The following is a 19,023-nucleotide window of genomic DNA, read 5'->3' on the forward strand; positions in this document are numbered from 1 at the left end:
ATTTATTATATCATGTACACACTGTTTTTCGACAATTTAGTTGTAAAAAGTTATTTTCAGGTTCAAAACAAATTAGTTTGTAAAATAAATGTCACATCATAATAGGGTGAGATAGAAATGATAAAGAACCGCTAACAATTTATTATATCTCAGACTCTTACACATTAGCCCCACATGTTTTAAATTCTTCGTTTTCAATTTGAAGATCTTAAATGTTGCTTAAGTAATAAATTACTACTGTTTATCATTAGTTTAAAGGATTTAACGGTAATTCATTACTCGGATTTTCTATTTGTGGTTTCTCTTCAGTTTGAATACCACTAGAAGATGTATTACGACTTAAGAAAAGTAACACTTTTTTGATATTATCTATCGATTCAGGTTTATTAAGGTGAAATTGATACTGATGATGTAAATGATGCGTACCATCATAAAACAAAGTATCTACTGGTACATTCAATTCTTGTAATTTCTTACTGAATTCTATATTTTGACTTTCGAATGGATCGCTATCTCCAACAGATAAAAATGTTGGTGGATAATTTTTTGTCGATTGTTTTACTGTCGACATTTGTGAAATGTTTTTAAAACTCTTTTCCCAATCTTCTTCGCCAGTATAACTTTTCATAAATAACTGTATTCTTGGAAACTCAGTTTCTCTAACTGTTTGCATATTATAAAAACCACCAAATAGTATAGCACCTTTAATTTGCGATGGTTTGAATGACTGATCAAATTTCATGGCTTCTCTTAAGCGATCATTCGTCTGTATTGCCGTAAATTGGCTAGCTAATTGAGCACCTGCAGAATCACCGCCAATAATTACTTGATTAAAATCAATAGGTAAATTCATTTTATTTTCTTTAATGAATTGAGTTGCTTGATTCATTTGAATTAATGGTGTGGGATATTTATATTGTGGCGCCAATGCATAATTTACATTCACAACAATGTACCCTTGTTCAGCAATTTTCGCTAATAATGGGTTTTTATACTGCTTATCACCCGCAATATAACCACCACCGTGCATCCAAAAAATAACTGGCAGTTTGGCATTAGAAGACATATCAACAGGTGTAATAATATCTAATTTACTGTTAGGGAAAACTCTATTGTATGTAAGGTTTTGATAAATGCGCACATTTTTATTTTTAATATTAATTTTGTCTTTATTAGCATGGTTCTCATTTGTAATTTGGTCATAATGTTGTTTCAGATGAAATGCTAACAATACACTGATTACAGTTATAAAAAGCGCAGTTATCATCGTCCATTTATTATCTTTATTCATTACATCGTACCTCTCTATTTGTTAGACGCTCATATTAATAGACTGAATAAATATAAAAAGCAATTCGCCCGATAAGAGTAGAGACGAATTGCTTTTAAGGTTAAAACAAAGTGATTCAATTGTAAAGTTTCGGATATCCCTCATATGATATTAAGCAATATGTTTTTTATCCGCATTTTTACGTTTGAAATATTTAATAATTACAGCTACTACAATAAATAAGCCTACATATCCCATAATTGTATATAACTTATTAATTAATTCAGCAAATCCTACGAAACTTAATAAATAACCTGCTACCATCATTATAATAATAAAGATATGATAATTTTTACTGTATGGTTCTGTAAAACGTGCTGCAAATGAATACATTAGTCCTAGAATAGTATTATACATAACCGCCAGCATAATAACAGATAACACTGTTGCTATTAAAGGATGGATATTATTTGCTAACGTCAATGTAGGAATTGAGGCATTTTTAATAGTTGGATATTCACTTTGCAATGCAAAGTTGATCAATGCTAGTAATACAGTATAGATAATACCACCATACATCGCGCCTGCACCTGACACTGTACGCTTTTCAGTATCCCCACCGATTGCTACGATGGTACTAAAACCTACAGAAAAAGCTAATCCACCATATATTGTACCAAACCAGATTCCCTTCCAAATACTTGCTTCAGGCACTACTTGGTTAACTTCTGCTAATGAAACATGACCTTTAAATAAATAAACGCCAGCGATTAATACAACTAAAACAATTAAAAATGGTGTAACGATACCTAGTGCACGTACTATTTTATTAAAGTCTAATAGCAACGTAATATAAATCGCTAATGTCATAATTAAAGCACCTAGCCATGTAGGTATGTTATAACTTTCTTCAAATGTTGCGCCTGCACCAGCTATCATGGTTACAGCTATACCAAATAAGAAGAAGATTAAAATATAATCAAAGACTTTACTAAACTTTTCACCGAATACGTATTGTAATGTTGATTCATGATTTGTCGCTTCAAAGGCAGTACCAATTTTTGCTACTTGGCGCCCAATAAAAGCTAAAATAAAACCAGATATAATAACACCTAAATAAGCCCACAAGCCATATTTAGTGAAAAATTGCATAACTTCTTGTCCAGTTGAAAATCCTGCGCCCACTACAATGCCGACGTAGGCAAATCCAATTTTTGTTGCTTCTTTATTCATCATCATGTGAATAATAGACCTCCTTAATTTTGCACAGTGTGCATTATAACGTACTGAAAATTAATTGCAAGTCGCATAGGTTATTTTTCACTTTTTCAAAATTGCTCAATCCATTCACATTATCACGTTCAATGACATTTAAAAAAATTATAAATTTATGCTTTTATAATGCAGTCATACGAACTTTTGTATAGGAAAAATGATTAATTATTGTGCTTCTTGAATTTCGTATATTTAGTTAAATTTCGAAGAATACATATCAAAATTTCTCAGTTAACAAGGTTTAAACCATCTATCGTATGTTCTTTATTAAAATGTATAAATTTATAAAATGTTGTATAAAAACCATTTGTGCACACAAGTATACTTCGTTAGTTTTTAAGTATTAAAAAAGGCTGGAACATATGTCCCAACCCAACCAAATGTTAAAACTATTATTAAGCTAATATAATTGAAATGTAATTAACGTGCATTACGTTGGTGTAATTCATTTATATCAACAACAACGTTGTCCATACGTTTGGCAGTGTCTTTTAAGACGTTACGAGCAACATTATTATTAGGATCTAATTTTAAAATTTGCTTGGCGATATCAAAAGCCTTCTTATCTGAAATAACAGGTGTTGGTATCGCATGCAATAATAACATTTGTAACAAACTTTTAACTTCTTTGCCGTCAGTAAGTTTTATGGAAGCGTCTGCATGATAATAAGCAGAATCCAAAGCACCTTCATATTCACTTAGTGGATACACAAGCAATAAAAATGCTAAGTCATGCATTTCAGATGATTCTTCGTACTTAATCATATCTAAAATACATGTATAAAACATCATACTTTCTACTTCATGCGCACTTGAAATATATGCTTCTTCAAATTCCATAAAATCTGTTTCGGACATCAATTGTCGTACTAAATCAAACTCGCCATTCAATACATGTTTTTTTATAAGGTGTTGCATGGCAATGTCCTCCTATTTCTCCAGATTTTATTAAACATTTACATATATACTATCATATTTTTTATAAAGTTTCATTTGAAAAAGGTTTACATTTTTCATTATTAGTAAATTTTAACTAAAATGATTGTTTGATTTCTGCTAATGCATCATCAATTGAACCGCCGATTGATAGCTTTACTGCTGCGATAAAACTGCCTTCAACAATTGGTGCATCAACTTTTAACACACGATGATTACCATCATACATTTCAATAGCCATATCTACATTCATTTCTGAAGATCCAATATCGTAAAAACACAATGCATCATCCTCTAATTTAGTCAAAACTTCTTGGATGATATCAAATGAAGTTCCAATTGAACCATCTGGTAATCCCCCGATTGGTATAATATCAACGTCACCTGCCATTTGCTTTAACAAAGATTTTGTACCACTTGCAATTTCTTTACTGTGGCTAACAAGTATAATTTTAGGCATTATCTTCATCTCCAATCAAAGCGTTTAAAATATAAACCATACTTTGAGCACCTGGATCAATATAACCTTTTGATTCTTCTCCAAAATATGCAGCTCTACCTTTCGTTGCTACCATATCTTTTGTATTATCTGCTAATTGCTGTAAATCATTGAATGTTAAAGTTTCACCATTTTCAAGCTTCTCTGCTGCTCGCGCTACTACATCATACATTGTCTTTTCATTTAAAGTAACTTTACCACGTGATTCAACCGCTTCGGCAAATGCCTGAATTAGTGTAATGAAATCTTGATTATCCATATCATCTTTGGTGACTGCAGACATTTTAACAAAGCTAAAGCCATACAGTGGTCCTGATGCACCCCCAACATTTGACATCAATGCCATACCAGTCGATTTGAACAATGATTGCATTGAGCTATCATCAAGTTTGTCTTTAAGACTACTAAACCCACGAACCATGTTAACCCCGTGGTCACCATCACCAATTGCTCGATCTAATTCAGTTAATTCAGATTCATGTTTTTTAAACGTTTCTTCTAAATTTAATAAACGTGCTTTCATATCATTCACTTTCATTTGTGCCACCTCATAAATGTATATTTATTCATATTCACTTCTTATTTAAAGTATTGACTTGTTGTTGGTGCTAAAAATGCTTCCAAATATTCTGGTTTATTAGGCACGATAGTTATAGAAAAACCTTGCATGTCTAAAGATGTCATATAATCACCAACAAACCATTTAGCAACATTAACCGTTCTTGCAGCTAAATTTTGTTGAATATATTTAGTTACGATATTTAATTCAGATAACGGCGTACCACCCATACCATTTACCATTAATATGACATCATTGGCAGTAACTTCTTTATACAATTCGTCTAACAATGTTCCAACAATATGATCAATATCCTTTACTTCTTCCCTATGAATACCTTTTTCACCATGTATACCAATACCGATTTCCATTTTGTCGTCTTCAATATCAAAGCCATATTTTCCAGTAGTTGGAACAAGCGGTGGCTCAATTGCCATACCAATACTTTTAATTTCAGGTAACAACGCTTCTACACGCGATTTTATCTCTGTTAATGAATAACCTTTTTCAGCAAGATAACCGGCAAGCTTATGAACAAACACTGTTCCTGCAACACCACGACGTTGTACTTCGTTTGTCACAGCAATGTCGTCACGAACAATAACAGTTTGAACATTTATACCTTCCATTTCTGCAAGCTCTTGTGCCATTTCGAAATTCATCACGTCACCTGCATAGTTTTTTACAACTAGTAATACACCATCACCAGTATCTACTGCTTTAATAGCTTCTAATATTTTATCAGGTGTAGGTGATGTAAATACTTCGCCACAAACCGCTGCATCTAGCATACCTTCTGCAACAAAACCGGCATGCGCAGGTTCATGTCCGCTTCCACCTCCAGAGACTATTGCTACACCATGTTCTTTCTTAGCTTTTTTTACAATAACTGTATTAGCAATCAGATCTAACTCTGGGTGCGCAATTAACAATCCTTCAAGCATATCAGTTAAAAATGTTTCTTTTTTATTGATTAACTTTTTCATCATGTTGTACCTCCTTGGTATTATCAGTCATAGTATAAAACAGAATAAATGAATGCGCTATCATAAAGAATTAACCTGATACCGTTATCAAATATATTTTTGATAAGATCCTCTTGATAACTTAATGGTTCATTATTGAAAAAATAAATAGTCTTGAGTGGCTCATTAAATAAAAAATGCTATGAAAAGCCTTATAATAAAGTGCCTTTCATAGCAATAAGTTGTGTCCTTTGACACTATACATTTTTCGTTTTGTACATTAAATATAAGAAATACGGTGCACCAATAATTGCTACGACAATACCTGCTGGAACCCCACCTGGTTGTAATACAATTTTGCCAATTGTATCAGCTATAACAAGTAAACATGCCCCTACTAAAATGGCAATTGGTAAAAACAACTGGTGACGTGGTCCAACGATACGTTTGGCAATATGCGGACCCATTAATCCGATAAACGAAATCGAACCTGCTACTGCTACAGCAGCAGATGATAACATCACTGCGATAAAGAATAATATTAAACGTTCTCTGCTTAACCTTACACCTAGACCTCGTGCAATATTATCACCCGTATGAATAATATTTAGTGTATTCGATTTAAATAGTAAGTAAGGAATAATAATCAACACCCACGGTAAAAATGCAATGACAAATGGCCATTCGTCACCCCAAATATTACCTGCAAACCAAGCAGCGATGAAATCAGATTGCTTATCATCAAATTTTGACATAATTGTAATTGAGCCACCATATAATGCTGTTTGTAAACCTACACCTATTAATACCATACTCGCAGGTGTAACACCTTCATTTTTATTAAAACTGAAAATAAAAATAATCAATGCAGTGGCGATACCACCTAGTATACTTATTAACGGCAGTACATAAACAAAGTTGTCAGCATTAATTTTACCAATTGCAATAAATAATGCGATTGCAAATCCGCCACCTGCGTTAATACCTAATATACCGGGTTCAGCTATTGGATTTTTCGTGACACTTTGCACTATTGCACCACTAATACTAAGCGCTGCGCCAGCCAAAATAGTAATCATCATCCGAGGTAATCTGAAATCTAATAAGATTAACTCATCAATGGCATCACCTTGTCCAATTAAAGTTTTGAAAAATCTTTCAACAGGTATGTTGTATTCACCTGAGGTAATACTCCAAGTACAACCTAGAAATAGTAGAATGCTAAAAACAGCCAGTGCAATCCATTGTCTGCGTTTATTATTTGAACTAATCATATTGAGCGTCCTCCTTTTTTAACTAAATATAAAAAGTAAGGAACACCGATAAATGAAATGATTGCACCAACAGGCGCTTCTCCTAAATATCGTGCTATCACATCGGCAACAAGCACGAGTATCCCACCTAACAAGGCTGTTAATGGTAGAATTTTAGCATAATCAGTTCCAATTAAAAATCTTGCTATATGAGGTACCATCAAACCTACAAATGCAACTTGTCCAGCGATAGCAACTGCAATACCTGCTAGAATCATAGCAATAATTAAACATATGCCTCTGATCATTGTTACATTTTGACCTAAACCTTTAGCTAATGATTCACCAAGATTTAAAATGGTAAGTTGTTTACTAATTGTTAATATAATGAATAACGCAATACCAATTAATGGAATTGCCCACTTAAGGTGTGACCATGTTGTGCCTGAAACGCCTCCAGCAGTCCAAAATGTTACTGTTTGATTTAGTCTAAAAGCTAATGCAATACCTTGACTTAGCGCTGTTAACATAGCACTTACTGCTGCACCCGCTAAAATAATACGCATCGGATTAAATCCATCACGTCTAGATCGGCCTATCATTAATACAATAGCACCTCCTAGAATAGCACCTAAAAATCCAGCAAACATCAATATTAAAAATGAAGTGTTTGGTAAAACTGCATATGTTAATGCTAAAGCAAATGAAGCACCTGAATTTAAACCTATGAGCGCCGGATCAGCAAGACTATTACGGGTAACACCTTGTATAATCGCACCAGAAACTGCAAGCGCCATACCCACAATTACTGCTGCTATATTTCTGGGAATCCTAATCTCATTGATGATGTTTTGCTGTTGATTGCTAGGATTATAATTAAAAATAGCCTCTATAATTGTAGAGGCTTGAATTTTGGCGTCACCTATTAATGTAGAAATAAATAGTGTGATTAGTAGTATCATACTTAAACCTATAATATAGGTTAAAAACTTCAATGGCGTTGAATTCTCTCTATTTGTCATGTTAATTGTCCTTTTTATCATATTAACTTACTTAATTAAGAATAAGCTCTGCGACATAAGTCATAAGTTACCAATAAAGGTTTTCCAGTTTTAGGATCTTTACTTAAAACAACATCAATATTGAAAACTTTTTCTAAAATTTCCTGTGTTAATACGTCTTCTGTTGAACCTGTAGCGATGATATCCCCTTCTTTCATCGCAATAAGATGATCTGAGAAACGAATCGCTTGGTTGATATCATGAAGAACCATGACAATTGTACAACCTTGTTCCTGATTTAGCTTCTGAACTAATTCTAGTATTTCTAATTGATGACAGATATCTAAATATGTTGTTGGTTCGTCTAAAAAGATAATATCAGTTCTTTGTGCTAATGCCATTGCAATCCAAACACGTTGTCTTTGACCACCACTTAAATCATTGATTGAACGGTGTCGGAATGTATCAGTTCCTGTAACTTCCATTGCCCAATCAATTTCTTTCTTATCCTCAGCAGTTAATCTACCAAATCCTTTTTGATGTGGAAAACGACCATATGAAACTAATTCCCCAACAGTTAAGCCATCTGCTACTTCAGGTGATTGAGGTAAAATGGCTATTTTTTTTGCAATCTCTTTCGTAGATTGTGTATGAATATTTTCACCATCTAAAAATACTTCGCCTTCTTTAACTGCCAATAAACGTGACAATGCCTTTAGCAAAGTAGATTTCCCGCAGCCGTTAGGACCAATGATTGACGTCACTTTGCCATCTGGTATTTCAACATCTAATTTATTTATAATCGTGTTATCCCCGTAACCAATTTTAACTTGTTGTCCATGCAAACGATTCATAATTTCCCTACTTTCAATAAAATTCTTTCTGTTTATAAAAAATAATTTCTATTTTTAAATTATCAATTTTCAAAGGCATCCCAATTGATAATGATTATCATGAACATCATTATAACATTTTTCAATCTTATTGACTAACATTACTTTTTAAATTGGATAGCTCGATTTGTCATGTCTTATATATTACTTTTATAAAATAAAAAACGCCCACAGATAAGTCTTCATAGTTCAAAAACTTGTCCGTGGACTTCTATTTAAGTATGTGTGCTCATACCATTTATTTATTCATCTGCAAGAAAGCCATTACCATAGACATCTCTTACATCATGAATTACGAGGAATGCATCTTTATCGATTTGTTTAATTAATCGCTTTGCTTTTGAAACTTGTGTTTTAGAAATAACAACGTATAAGACATCTTTTTCTTCACGCGTATAATAGCCATGTCCGTTTAAAATGGTTAAACCTCTTCCAATTTGCTCGTCTATTGCTTTGGCAAGTTTGTCGGGATTAGTTGAAATAATCGTCATAGCTTTTTTAGTGTTTAAACCTTCTATGACATATTCCATCACTTTTGTTCCTATATAAAGTGATATTACTGTTACTAATACTTTATCAAGTGGAATAACTGTAAGTGAAATTGCAACAACGATCATATCGAAGAAAAGCAAAGCATATGGCGTGCTTACATCGAGGTATTTCGTTGCAATTCTCGCCAAAATTGTTGTACCTGCTGTTGTACCGCCTGCAAGGATAATTACTCCGATTCCTAGTCCAACGCTTACACCACCAAAAATGGCATTCACAATGCTGTTTCCAGTTTCTACTTGCCATGATTCTGTTAAACTCAAAAATATTGAAATAAGAATTGTTACAAGAATAGTTAAGTACATACTTCTCTTACTCAAAAATTTATAACCTATGGCAATCAATACTGCGTTGACCAAGAAGTTAGTGATGGCTGGTGAAATATGAAACGCATAATATAAAATAATTGCTAAACCTGTAACCCCGCCTTCACCTAAGTTACCAGAAATAATAAATGCATTTACACCTGCAGCAAAGATAAATGAACCTAAGACAACTAGTATTAAATCTTTAACCGTTTTATTCACGAAACCATCCCCTTTATATATTTATTAGACTATAAAAATAGTAGCACAACAAAAATGCTGTCACAACTCTATGGAAAGAGTTCTAACAAAGATTTACTATTTAACTAATTTATATGAAGAATAGCTTTCCCTAATAAATATCACTCACAATATAATAATTAAAAATATTCTGAATTTTTAATTTACTTTCATTTCATTGTCTGCTATAATGTTTTTAACTTCTTCAATAGAGAAGTTATCTCCTTTGTGTTGTTTATAATAACAAAACAAATTTTGCTCGAAGTACTATGACTGTACCTAGTCCTTACTGTCATATGTACAATAATATTCATTTCCCATAAAAGCCAAGTGTATTACCATGTGCACTTGGTTTTTATAATGCTTCAATTTCGGTAACTTTAAAAATATTTAAATATCTTTATACCAATAATAAAAAAGTCCAAGCATCTCACCTATATTAATAGACGACATGCCTGGACATATTTATTAGTTAAAATGTATTATCATAGTCACTCTTCAACATATTACCATGCAAATAAACCAACGAAAGCTGCTGTTAATAATGAAACTAGGATACCTGATAATAGCATCATAGGCACATATTTAGATACAAAGTCTGATGTCTTTTTATCAACAATGCCTTTCAATGTACCGATAATCATACCAATCGTTGAGAAGTTTGCAAATGAAATTAAGAATGTTGTAATAACCGCACGATGGTGTGGTGTATAAGATGCAATATCTTTAGAAATTTCACCCATAACAACAAATTCATTTGTAACAATTTTCTTAGCCATTTGTTGTGCTACCAACCACGCTTCATCATAAGGTAAACCGAGTAATAGCGCAAATGGATACATAAACACACCTAAAATTTGGTTTAAACCGAAACTACCTTTTATGCCTATCCATCCTGCTATCATTCCTGTAATCAAATTGATAAAACGATCAAATAGATCAGCTAACGCTACAAAACTAATAACAAATGCGATGATGATTAATACTAATTTACCTGCTGCTAATACAGAATCTCCAAGGAATGAGAAGAATGGTTGACGTTCAACTTCATTGTTTTTAAGACTGTAAATAATATCTTCTTTCTCTTCAACACTTACTGGATTCAACAAGCATGACACAATAATCGCGTTAACGATATTTAGTGGAATTGCCGTTAGTACCAGTTCTCCTGGTACCATTTGTACATACGCACCTACAATAGCTCCCGATACAGAGCTCATTGACATCATTGCGATTGTTAATACACGCATTTCATTCATACGTTTTAGTTGCTCACTTGATACGGCTAATGCTTCAGTATTTCCTAAGAACATCATTTCTATCCCAAAGAATGACTCGAATTTAGGTTGTCTTGTTACTTTAGCTAGTAACCAACCAATACCTCCAATAATTTTCGGTAAAATATTAAAGTACATTAAGATATCAAATAATGGCACTATTAATAATATTGGGAATAAGGCTGCAACAGCCATATCCATCATTTTAACATTTGTCAAACTTGCAAATGCAAAACCTGTACCAGCATGCGCTGACTGAACTACCCAAGCGATACCATTGGCTGCTCCTCTTACTGCTTTTTGACCCCAATCAAAATAAATAAAGAACCATGCTAAAAACAGGTTTAAAACAACTAAGATCCCAATTGATTGCCATTGGATATTTTTGCGATCTCTTGAAAATAATACCGCAATACCAAGAAATACAATTAGACCAATAATGTTGATTAATAAAAACATTTGGCACCCACCTATGATTTAATTTTTTTAAAATTTAGAAACATTGAAATATCAAACTTCTGTACCATGGACTCTAAAATCAGTTAAATTGCTATGTAAAATATGAAGAATTATGACTCGTGGCTACAGTATTTAATATATGTATGTTTGCTTATAACTTGTATTATACCATGAGCATTTTTTTCTTAAAATATCGATTTCATTAATTTAAGAATTATTATGTCGTAACTTCTCAAATGATTTAAAATAGACAAAAGCTTGAAGCAATTTATTAACATCTATATCCATCAATGTGCCACACTTTAATTTCCTCGATGGTATATGTGTATTTGCTCCAAGCTTACTTATATATAAAATTAATCTGTTAATTTTTGAGACACTACAAAGTTTTTATACTTCGCATGTGATGCCATCAGTTCTGAATGCGTACCTTTACCTGTTACCTGTCCTTTGTCTAAGAATATAATTTGACCGGCTTTTTTAATTGTAGACAAACGATGCGCAATGACAATCGTTGTTCTACCTTCCATCAATGTTTCTAAAGCTTCTTGAATTTTCAATTCACTTTCACTATCGAGATTAGCTGTTGCTTCATCAAGTAACAAAATATCAGGATTTTTAACAAAACTTCTAGCAATATCAATACGTTGACGTTGTCCGCCAGACAGTTTCAATCCTCGTTCACCTACAAGCGTGTCATATCCTTCATCAAATTGCATGATAAAATCATGACAGTTCGCTAATTTAGCATAATTAATAAGTTCTTCATCTGAAACATGACGATTAATTCCGTATAAAATATTGTCTCTAATTGTACCACTCATCATCGAATTTGATTGCATAACATATCCAATTTTGCGTCGCCACTTAGATAACGGGATATTATAGACACTTTCAAGGCCATATTTAATATCACCTGACTCAATTTCATACATACGTTCTATCAGATTAAATATCGTACTTTTACCAGACCCAGAAGGACCTACAAAAGCACTCACTTGACCTTGTGGGATTTGGAACGACACATCATCTAATATTTTCTTCACATCATATTTAAAGTCTACATGTTCAAATGACAATACACCGTCATCAATTAATACATTTTCAGAATCTTCAAGAGCTTCTGTCGGTTCAATAGGTTCTTGCATGATTTCGTATATTCTACTACTTGCACCGACTGCCTTTTTATAATCTGTAACTAACGTTGAAAGATTGATTAAAGGCATAGATAACTGAATAACATAAAATATCATTGCAATTAATGTACCTGCAGTGATTGCACCAGTCGCAATTTCTAATGCACCAAAACCTAAAATAATTGCAATTGTTAGCAACATAACTATACCTGAAATTGGTTGTACAACTGCCGCAATTTTAGCCTGTTTTAAACCTAATTTATATATTTCATTCAAATTTTTATGTGCATTATCTAATTCAAGACGCTCTGTATTTGATATTTTAACAAGACGCATTTCAGTTAGGACACGCCCTAACAAACCACTGAAGTTTGCAATTTCAGATTGTGTACTTGTCGATATCTTTTGCATAATACGACCTAGAGGAATCATAATTAAAACGAATATCGGTATCGTTATAAATGTTAATAATGTCATTTTCCAATCTAAAATAAATAACATGATTAGTGACCCAACTAATGTAACGATTGATGGTAATAAGTTAGGTAGCTTTTGTGAAATAAATTCATTTATCACTTTCGTATCGTCAGTTAATCGACTCATTAATTGACCACTTTCATTTTTGTCAAAGAATGGCATTTTTAATTGTATGATATGCTCCCATAAAACTGAGCGTATCGCATAAATAATCTTTTCACCAATTTTACTTAATAAATATAAACCTAATCCGCTTAATAAAGCATTGATAACAAAGATACCACCAAATAATGCGATTAGATTCCAATTGATATGGCTCACGGAAAATTTATCTACAATTCGTCCAGTAAACAGTGGCACTAATAGTCCACTTAAGCTCCCTAGTGATGAAATAGTGATAGCTGCAACGATAAGACCCACTGGCCATGATAGTTTTTTAAATAAGAAAAACAATGGATTTTCTCGTTTCATAGTTTTACCTCTTCTGTTTGAAATTTATAGTTAATTCATTTAGATAGATACATGCATTTCTATCATATACTTTCTCCCAACAAAACTTTAAAAATCAAATAAAGTGTTGCCCCAAAATACCGCTCATAACATTTATATGATAGAATATTTCTATTGCATTTTTTGTAATAACTTCTCAAAGTCTTTATATTAAAACATGAAAATTAATCGCTTTTGAGTAAGTTTGCTCTTCGTACAAACATTATAACACCTTTAGCTACACACGTAATATATTTGCATTATTTTTCAAATTAACTGCAGAAAACTTTATTTTCAACAATTTAATTAAGGTGAAGTGAATTAGCAATGATTTCCGTAAGTAGGAATAACCATTGCTTTTAGGGAATATTTAAGAATTGGAAAAGGGAAGATTAACGCTTTATGAAAAATTTAATATCTATTATCATCATTTTATGTTTAACATTAAGTATTATGACACCATATGCACAAGCTGCTAACAGTGACGTAACCCCTGTACAAGCAGCAAATCAATATGGTTATGCAGGTTTGTCAGCTGCATACGAACCGACGAGTGCTGTTAATGTAAGTCAAACTGGACAATTACTGTATCAATACAATATCGATACTAAGTGGAATCCAGCGTCTATGACCAAATTAATGACAATGTACTTAACATTGGAAGCTGTAAATAAGGGGCAGCTTTCACTTGATGACACTGTCACAATGACGAACAAAGAATATATTATGTCTACACTACCTGAGTTGAGTAATACGAAACTATATCCTGGACAAGTATGGACAATCGCAGACCTATTACAAATTACAGTATCTAATTCTAGTAATGCCGCGGCATTAATTTTAGCTAAGAAGGTATCAAAAAACACCAGCGATTTCGTTGATTTAATGAATAACAAAGCTAAAGCTATCGGAATGAAAAATACACATTTCGTCAATCCAACGGGTGCTGAAAATTCAAGATTACGTTCATTTGCACCAACAAAGTATAAAGACCAAGAACGTACTGTAACGACTGCTAGAGACTATGCCATTTTAGATTTACACGTGATTAAAGAGACACCTAAAATATTAGACTTTACAAAGCAGTTAGCACCAACAACGCATGCAGTTACGTATTACACATTCAACTTTTCATTGGAAGGTGCAAAAATGAGTTTGCCGGGTACAGATGGTTTAAAAACTGGATCAAGTGATACAGCAAATTACAACCATACGATTACTACCAAACGAGGTAAATTTAGAATTAATCAAGTTATCATGGGTGCGGGAGACTATAAAAACCTTGGTGGCGAGAAGCAACGTAATATGATGGGGAATGCATTAATGGAACGCTCATTTGATCAGTATAAATATGTAAAAATATTGTCTAAAGGTGAGCAAAGGATAAATGGTAAGAAATATTATGTTGAAAACGATCTTTACGATGTTTTACCAAGTGATTTTAGTAAAAAAGATTATAAACTTGTAGTCGAAGATGGTAAAGTACACGCGGACTATCCAAGAGAATTTATTAATAAAGATTATGGACCTCCAACTGTAGAAGTTCATCAGCCAATTATTCAAAAGGCAAATACTGTTGCTAAAAGTATGTGGGAAGAACATCCATTATTCACTATCATTGGTGGTGCATGCCTTGTCGCTGGATTAGCACTAATTGTTCATATGATAATCAATCGTTTATTTAGAAAAAGAAAATAAAACATACTAAAAACGGACAAGTTGCACATTATAAAGCTGCGAAACTTGTCCGTTTTATATTTATTTTATAATAACCTACATTAATTTATCGTTTAGTATCGATAGTTCTATATAATTTATTTAGCATCTTTACCATATAATTCTTGTTTGATTTTAGTCGTCGAAATGCCTTCTGTACGTTTTAAATAAATGACTTCACATTTATCCTTTAAGAAGTCGAATTCACCTTCCCAGTCATGTCCCATAACAAAAACATCTACATCAAATTTTTCGACATCGTCTTCTTTTTGTCCCCAGCCCTTTTCTGGAATGACTAAATCGACATAGCGTATTGATTCAAGCATCATTTTTCGTTGTTCATAATCATAATAAGATTTTTTATGTTTAATTTGATTAAATTCATCTGTTGATAATGCTACTATTAAATAATCGCCCATCTCTCTTGCACGACGAAGCAATTCGATATGACCATAGTGAAGTAAGTCATATGTGCCATATGTTATTACACGTTTCATTAAGTTATCCTCCTCATATTGTCACATCATAGGATTGCAGTTTATGGTCATCAATGTACACGTTATCGTTTTAACATTGATTTTGTTCGATGTGCAAACTTTCTCCCTTTAAGTTGTATCAAGAATTTTTTATAAGTCGGCCTATTAATGCCCACTTGAATTAATGTTTGTCGCCACAATTCGTATATTTCTCTATCCCAATTCTCACCAATAAATTCAACTGTATTTATAATGTCAAACATGTTTTGCGATACATAATCAGAATGCTGCATAGACATAATATAGTCTTTTACGAGTTGAATTGTCGTGTGCGTTACTGCTGGGTGTTCGTTCATATAATATTTTAATGAATTATTGAATAAAATACGATCAACCATATCACTATATAATAGCCTTTGTTCAGGTAATAGTAACATTTCCATGACTCGTTGTCTTATTTTCATAATTTCTGTGATATATCTATTAAAATCTTCATCGTTACTTGTAGCATGTGTATCTATATCGTTATCTCCGACAATCATCTGTGAAACTAAATGTATATCCGTAGCTTTTTGCATCGCCTTGACAAGTATTGTGTGATTGTATGTGTTAGCTAAAGTTTCGTCACACTGTAATTCAGCAAATTTAGCACTGAATAACTTTCCGTCAAAAGACATCATTGATAACAAATCTGGTTGTTCCGTTAATGTAACGATTCGATTATCTTTAATAAACTCATCAGCACTTTTCAATTTCCATTCACCATGGTAATTGTAAGCTCGCTGCCCTATTACCATATCAATATTATCATTATTTTTGAAAGCTGCAGTTAACCTATCTAATTTACCTGGCAATACGATTGATGTTGGATTTATGACCATAAATGCGTCACTATCATGTGGATCTGTCATTTTGATATCCATCAAACCTTTATTAATACACGTAGCTATCGAAGCATTTTGTAATTGTATTAATGAAATATGCTTGAGTTCTCTTGGTAACCGTTCAATCATAGGAATTGTTTGATCAGTAGAACCACCATCAATACAAAGGATTCTATAGTGTTCTTTACTCTCAATAGATATTAACAATTGTCGAATTGTTGCCTCATTATTACATGTAGGTATGATTATCGTAAGCCTCATTTTGTCACCATCTTATCTATATATTCTGTGAGCTGATGTAAACTTTTATCAGTATTATACTTATGCCAATCTTTAAATAACGGATTTAATAGATGTTCTTTTTCTTGTATCGTCATTATTAAATCTTCTTCAGTATACACTTTGTAGCTATCCGGTATTGCTTTGTAAAATTGATTCAGGCCTCTCACTTTATCATATGTTCCTTCATCATACACATAAAATATAGTTGGAATATCTAACAAGCTAGCTTCTATTGGCAGCGAACTATAGTCGCTAATAATTATATCTGACATTAGCATTAATGTAGACGTGTCGATTGAAGATACGTCATCAATGTCTGAATGTTCAATTGATGGATGTAATTTATTAATCAGTGTATATCCTGGTAAACATTTTTCAAAATAAGCTTTATCAATAGCCCTATTATCTGCTTTATCTTCTCTATATGTTGGTACATATAATGCCAACTTATTTGTAATTCCATATTTATCCTTTAACTCTGCCTTAACCGTTGCTCTATCAGCTGTGTAATATTTATTAATTCTCGGAAGCCCAAAATACAACATTTGCTCTTCTGTTGCACCTAAAGACTGTTTAAAACATTGTGACATTTGTTCACAACCCACTAAGTAAAAATCCGTCGCTTGATAAACTTTACGGTACTGCTGAACCATTGTCTTGTCAGACACATCGACTTGATGATCTGTTAATCCAAAGTTTTTTAATGCACCACTTGCATGCCACGTTTGAACAATGTGTTGATTAGAAGTCTTATTATATCCACCTAGTAATAGGTAATAATTATCGATAATAATCATCTGCGCGCTTTTCAAAGCCTTAATTTGTTTTACCAATGTTCGATTAGTCATTTCTATCACATCAACATCGTCGCTAAGTTCAGATAAATAAGGCGCTTGTTTTGGTGTTGTTAAAACAGTTTTCTGATACGACGAATTATTTAATGCTTTGATGATAGGCTTAATATCTTCTGGAAAAGTCATCATAAATACGATATGCGGTTTATCAATCACTTGAGGCGTAATCATTTTAGAAAGTATTCGAACTACCAAATGATAAAATTTCTTTATTAAAACGTTCATAATACACCAACTTAATATGTTATTTACTTAAATTATAAACAAAAATGAACCCCACTTCCATTTATTAATGGTTAGCGGGGTTTCGTCATATAAATATATTACAAGAAGTCTGCAAATTGATCTCTATATTTCATGTGTAGGTACGCACCAATTGCAAAGAAAATGGCAACAATACCGAAATTGTATAACATTAATTTCCAATGATCCATGAAATACCATTCGTGATATAAAATTGCTGCACGGTATGATTCAGCAATAAAGTAAACTGGATTATATTTCATCATTTCATGAATTAAACCACTGATACCATGGTTCTTTGGTAGCCACAAAATTGGTGAAAAGTAAAATAATATTCTTAATATTGCTTGCATTAACATTTGTGTATCTCTAACTAACACACCGAGTGTTGATGTTAATAACGTCACCGAGGCAGTTAAGAAAAAACAAAACGGTACATATATCAATAATTGAATGATATGTATTGATGGATAAATACCAGTAAACATACATGCAATTATCACAAGTAAAAGTAAGCCTAAATGTCCATAAAATCTACTTGTCACAATATATGTCGGTATTATCGATAACGGGAAGTTCATTTTCGATACTTGATTAAACTTTTGTGTAATTGCTTTAGTACCTTCTAAAATACCTTGGTTGATGAAGAACCACATACTGATACCAACCAATAACCAATAAACAAAAGGTACACCATGAATTGGTGCATTACTTCTTATTCCTAATCCAAAAACCATCCAGTAAACCATTATTTGCATAACAGGGTTAATTAATTCCCAAGCCACACCTAAATAGTTACTATGATTGATAATTTTAACTTGAAACTGAGCCAGTCTTTGAATTAAATAAAAGTTCTTTACATGTTCTTTAAAAACTGTTCCTATTGCTGACATTCCATTAAACCACACTTTCAAATGTTTAACTATTTCTCTACTTAACTAAATAGTATTATAATAATTGTTGTAAATACTATCACTATACATGG

At 32.5% G+C, this 19,023-nt stretch carries 18 protein-coding genes; 1 reads left to right on the forward strand and 17 read right to left on the reverse strand.

Translation table 11 applies throughout. From position 1 onward, the window contains the following. Positions 1–247: 247 nt before the first annotated feature. The 13 genes from IDG66_RS08190 to IDG66_RS08250 form a co-directional block, all read right to left on the reverse strand. Entirely contained in the window at positions 248–1,291 is a 1,044-nt protein-coding gene (locus tag IDG66_RS08190; protein WP_001030771.1) for an alpha/beta hydrolase, read from the reverse strand. Positions 1,292–1,441: 150 nt separating this feature from the next. Further along, on the reverse strand, positions 1,442–2,509 hold the full coding sequence (locus IDG66_RS08195) for a YkvI family membrane protein (RefSeq protein ID WP_000980137.1): 1,068 nt from the start codon (positions 2,507–2,509) through the stop codon (positions 1,442–1,444). A 456-nt stretch (positions 2,510–2,965) separates the two neighbouring features. After that, entirely contained in the window at positions 2,966–3,463 is a 498-nt protein-coding gene (locus tag IDG66_RS08200; RefSeq protein ID WP_001164085.1) for a hypothetical protein, read from the reverse strand. 115 nt (positions 3,464–3,578) lie between these two features. Further along, the gene (dhaM, locus tag IDG66_RS08205; RefSeq protein WP_001124167.1) at positions 3,579–3,941 is read right to left on the reverse strand and encodes a dihydroxyacetone kinase phosphoryl donor subunit DhaM; all 363 of its coding nucleotides are present in this window, start codon (positions 3,939–3,941) and stop codon (positions 3,579–3,581) included. After that, positions 3,934–4,518, reverse strand: coding sequence for a dihydroxyacetone kinase subunit DhaL (gene dhaL / locus IDG66_RS08210; protein ID WP_000867201.1), 585 nt, complete (start codon positions 4,516–4,518; stop codon positions 3,934–3,936). Before dhaL ends, dhaM begins: the two co-directional genes overlap by 8 nt. A gap of 41 nt (positions 4,519–4,559) precedes the next feature. Further along, positions 4,560–5,528, reverse strand: a complete 969-nt coding sequence (dhaK, locus tag IDG66_RS08215; protein WP_000976269.1) for a dihydroxyacetone kinase subunit DhaK — start codon at positions 5,526–5,528, stop codon at positions 4,560–4,562. 233 nt (positions 5,529–5,761) lie between these two features. After that, positions 5,762–6,778 carry a FecCD family ABC transporter permease gene (locus tag IDG66_RS08220; RefSeq protein ID WP_000625887.1) on the reverse strand — a complete coding sequence of 339 codons (1,017 nt, stop codon included), beginning with the start codon at positions 6,776–6,778 and terminating at the stop codon, positions 5,762–5,764. Further along, the gene (locus IDG66_RS08225) at positions 6,775–7,779 is read right to left on the reverse strand and encodes a FecCD family ABC transporter permease (RefSeq protein WP_102782071.1); all 1,005 of its coding nucleotides are present in this window, start codon (positions 7,777–7,779) and stop codon (positions 6,775–6,777) included. Before IDG66_RS08225 ends, IDG66_RS08220 begins: the two co-directional genes overlap by 4 nt. Before the next feature lie 35 nt (positions 7,780–7,814). Beyond that, positions 7,815–8,612 carry an ABC transporter ATP-binding protein gene (locus tag IDG66_RS08230; protein WP_001080809.1) on the reverse strand — a complete coding sequence of 266 codons (798 nt, stop codon included), beginning with the start codon at positions 8,610–8,612 and terminating at the stop codon, positions 7,815–7,817. 281 nt (positions 8,613–8,893) lie between these two features. After that, the gene (locus IDG66_RS08235) at positions 8,894–9,727 is read right to left on the reverse strand and encodes a YitT family protein (protein WP_001044662.1); all 834 of its coding nucleotides are present in this window, start codon (positions 9,725–9,727) and stop codon (positions 8,894–8,896) included. Positions 9,728–9,904: 177 nt separating this feature from the next. Continuing rightward, positions 9,905–9,997 carry a hypothetical protein gene (locus tag IDG66_RS08240; protein WP_001788321.1) on the reverse strand — a complete coding sequence of 31 codons (93 nt, stop codon included), beginning with the start codon at positions 9,995–9,997 and terminating at the stop codon, positions 9,905–9,907. A 254-nt stretch (positions 9,998–10,251) separates the two neighbouring features. Further along, positions 10,252–11,481: a NupC/NupG family nucleoside CNT transporter gene (locus IDG66_RS08245; RefSeq protein WP_000479284.1), complete on the reverse strand. Its 1,230-nt coding sequence runs from the start codon at positions 11,479–11,481 to the stop codon at positions 10,252–10,254. Between the two features lie 356 nt (positions 11,482–11,837). Next, a complete protein-coding gene (locus IDG66_RS08250) occupies positions 11,838–13,565 on the reverse strand; it encodes an ABC transporter ATP-binding protein (RefSeq protein WP_000817956.1) in 1,728 nt (575 codons plus the stop codon). Between the two features lie 420 nt (positions 13,566–13,985). Here IDG66_RS08250 and pbp4 point away from each other — a divergent pair, with 420 nt between their 5' ends. Beyond that, on the forward strand, positions 13,986–15,281 hold the full coding sequence (gene pbp4 / locus IDG66_RS08255) for a penicillin-binding protein PBP4 (RefSeq protein WP_000793046.1): 1,296 nt from the start codon (positions 13,986–13,988) through the stop codon (positions 15,279–15,281). Positions 15,282–15,397: 116 nt separating this feature from the next. On the opposite strand, the gene tagD is transcribed toward pbp4, so the two are convergent. The 4 genes from tagD to tagG form a co-directional block, all read right to left on the reverse strand. Beyond that, a complete protein-coding gene (gene tagD / locus IDG66_RS08260) occupies positions 15,398–15,796 on the reverse strand; it encodes a glycerol-3-phosphate cytidylyltransferase (RefSeq protein WP_000832260.1) in 399 nt (132 codons plus the stop codon). Between the two features lie 62 nt (positions 15,797–15,858). Then, positions 15,859–16,920: a glycosyltransferase family 2 protein gene (locus IDG66_RS08265; RefSeq protein WP_001241175.1), complete on the reverse strand. Its 1,062-nt coding sequence runs from the start codon at positions 16,918–16,920 to the stop codon at positions 15,859–15,861. Next, positions 16,917–18,020, reverse strand: coding sequence for a teichoic acid glycerol-phosphate primase TarB (gene tarB / locus IDG66_RS08270; protein ID WP_001101609.1), 1,104 nt, complete (start codon positions 18,018–18,020; stop codon positions 16,917–16,919). The genes IDG66_RS08265 and tarB overlap by 4 nt, the downstream gene beginning before the upstream one ends. Positions 18,021–18,118: 98 nt before the next feature. After that, entirely contained in the window at positions 18,119–18,931 is an 813-nt protein-coding gene (gene tagG, locus IDG66_RS08275; RefSeq protein ID WP_001273058.1) for a teichoic acids export ABC transporter permease subunit TagG, read from the reverse strand. Between the last annotated feature and the right edge of the window lie 92 nt (positions 18,932–19,023).

This window comes from Staphylococcus sp. EG-SA-18 (assembly GCF_017151825.1).
GTDB classification, from domain to species: domain Bacteria; phylum Bacillota; class Bacilli; order Staphylococcales; family Staphylococcaceae; genus Staphylococcus; species Staphylococcus aureus.

Excerpts from the sequence above, each read along its gene's own strand:
- IDG66_RS08190 (WP_001030771.1), bottom strand. The coding sequence starts at position 1,291 with ATGAATAAAGATAATAAATGGACGATGATAACTGCGCTTTTTATAACT.
- IDG66_RS08195 (WP_000980137.1), bottom strand. The coding sequence starts at position 2,509 with ATGATGATGAATAAAGAAGCAACAAAAATTGGATTTGCCTACGTCGGC.
- IDG66_RS08200 (WP_001164085.1), bottom strand. The coding sequence starts at position 3,463 with ATGCAACACCTTATAAAAAAACATGTATTGAATGGCGAGTTTGATTTA.
- dhaM (WP_001124167.1), bottom strand. The coding sequence starts at position 3,941 with ATGCCTAAAATTATACTTGTTAGCCACAGTAAAGAAATTGCAAGTGGT.
- dhaL (WP_000867201.1), bottom strand. The coding sequence starts at position 4,518 with ATGAAAGTGAATGATATGAAAGCACGTTTATTAAATTTAGAAGAAACG.
- dhaK (WP_000976269.1), bottom strand. The coding sequence starts at position 5,528 with ATGATGAAAAAGTTAATCAATAAAAAAGAAACATTTTTAACTGATATG.
- IDG66_RS08220 (WP_000625887.1), bottom strand. The coding sequence starts at position 6,778 with ATGATTAGTTCAAATAATAAACGCAGACAATGGATTGCACTGGCTGTT.
- IDG66_RS08225 (WP_102782071.1), bottom strand. The coding sequence starts at position 7,779 with ATGACAAATAGAGAGAATTCAACGCCATTGAAGTTTTTAACCTATATT.
- IDG66_RS08230 (WP_001080809.1), bottom strand. The coding sequence starts at position 8,612 with ATGAATCGTTTGCATGGACAACAAGTTAAAATTGGTTACGGGGATAAC.
- IDG66_RS08245 (WP_000479284.1), bottom strand. The coding sequence starts at position 11,481 with ATGTTTTTATTAATCAACATTATTGGTCTAATTGTATTTCTTGGTATT.
- IDG66_RS08250 (WP_000817956.1), bottom strand. The coding sequence starts at position 13,565 with ATGAAACGAGAAAATCCATTGTTTTTCTTATTTAAAAAACTATCATGG.
- pbp4 (WP_000793046.1), top strand. The coding sequence starts at position 13,986 with ATGAAAAATTTAATATCTATTATCATCATTTTATGTTTAACATTAAGT.
- tagD (WP_000832260.1), bottom strand. The coding sequence starts at position 15,796 with ATGAAACGTGTAATAACATATGGCACATATGACTTACTTCACTATGGT.
- IDG66_RS08265 (WP_001241175.1), bottom strand. The coding sequence starts at position 16,920 with ATGAGGCTTACGATAATCATACCTACATGTAATAATGAGGCAACAATT.
- tarB (WP_001101609.1), bottom strand. The coding sequence starts at position 18,020 with ATGAACGTTTTAATAAAGAAATTTTATCATTTGGTAGTTCGAATACTT.
- tagG (WP_001273058.1), bottom strand. The coding sequence starts at position 18,931 with ATGTCAGCAATAGGAACAGTTTTTAAAGAACATGTAAAGAACTTTTAT.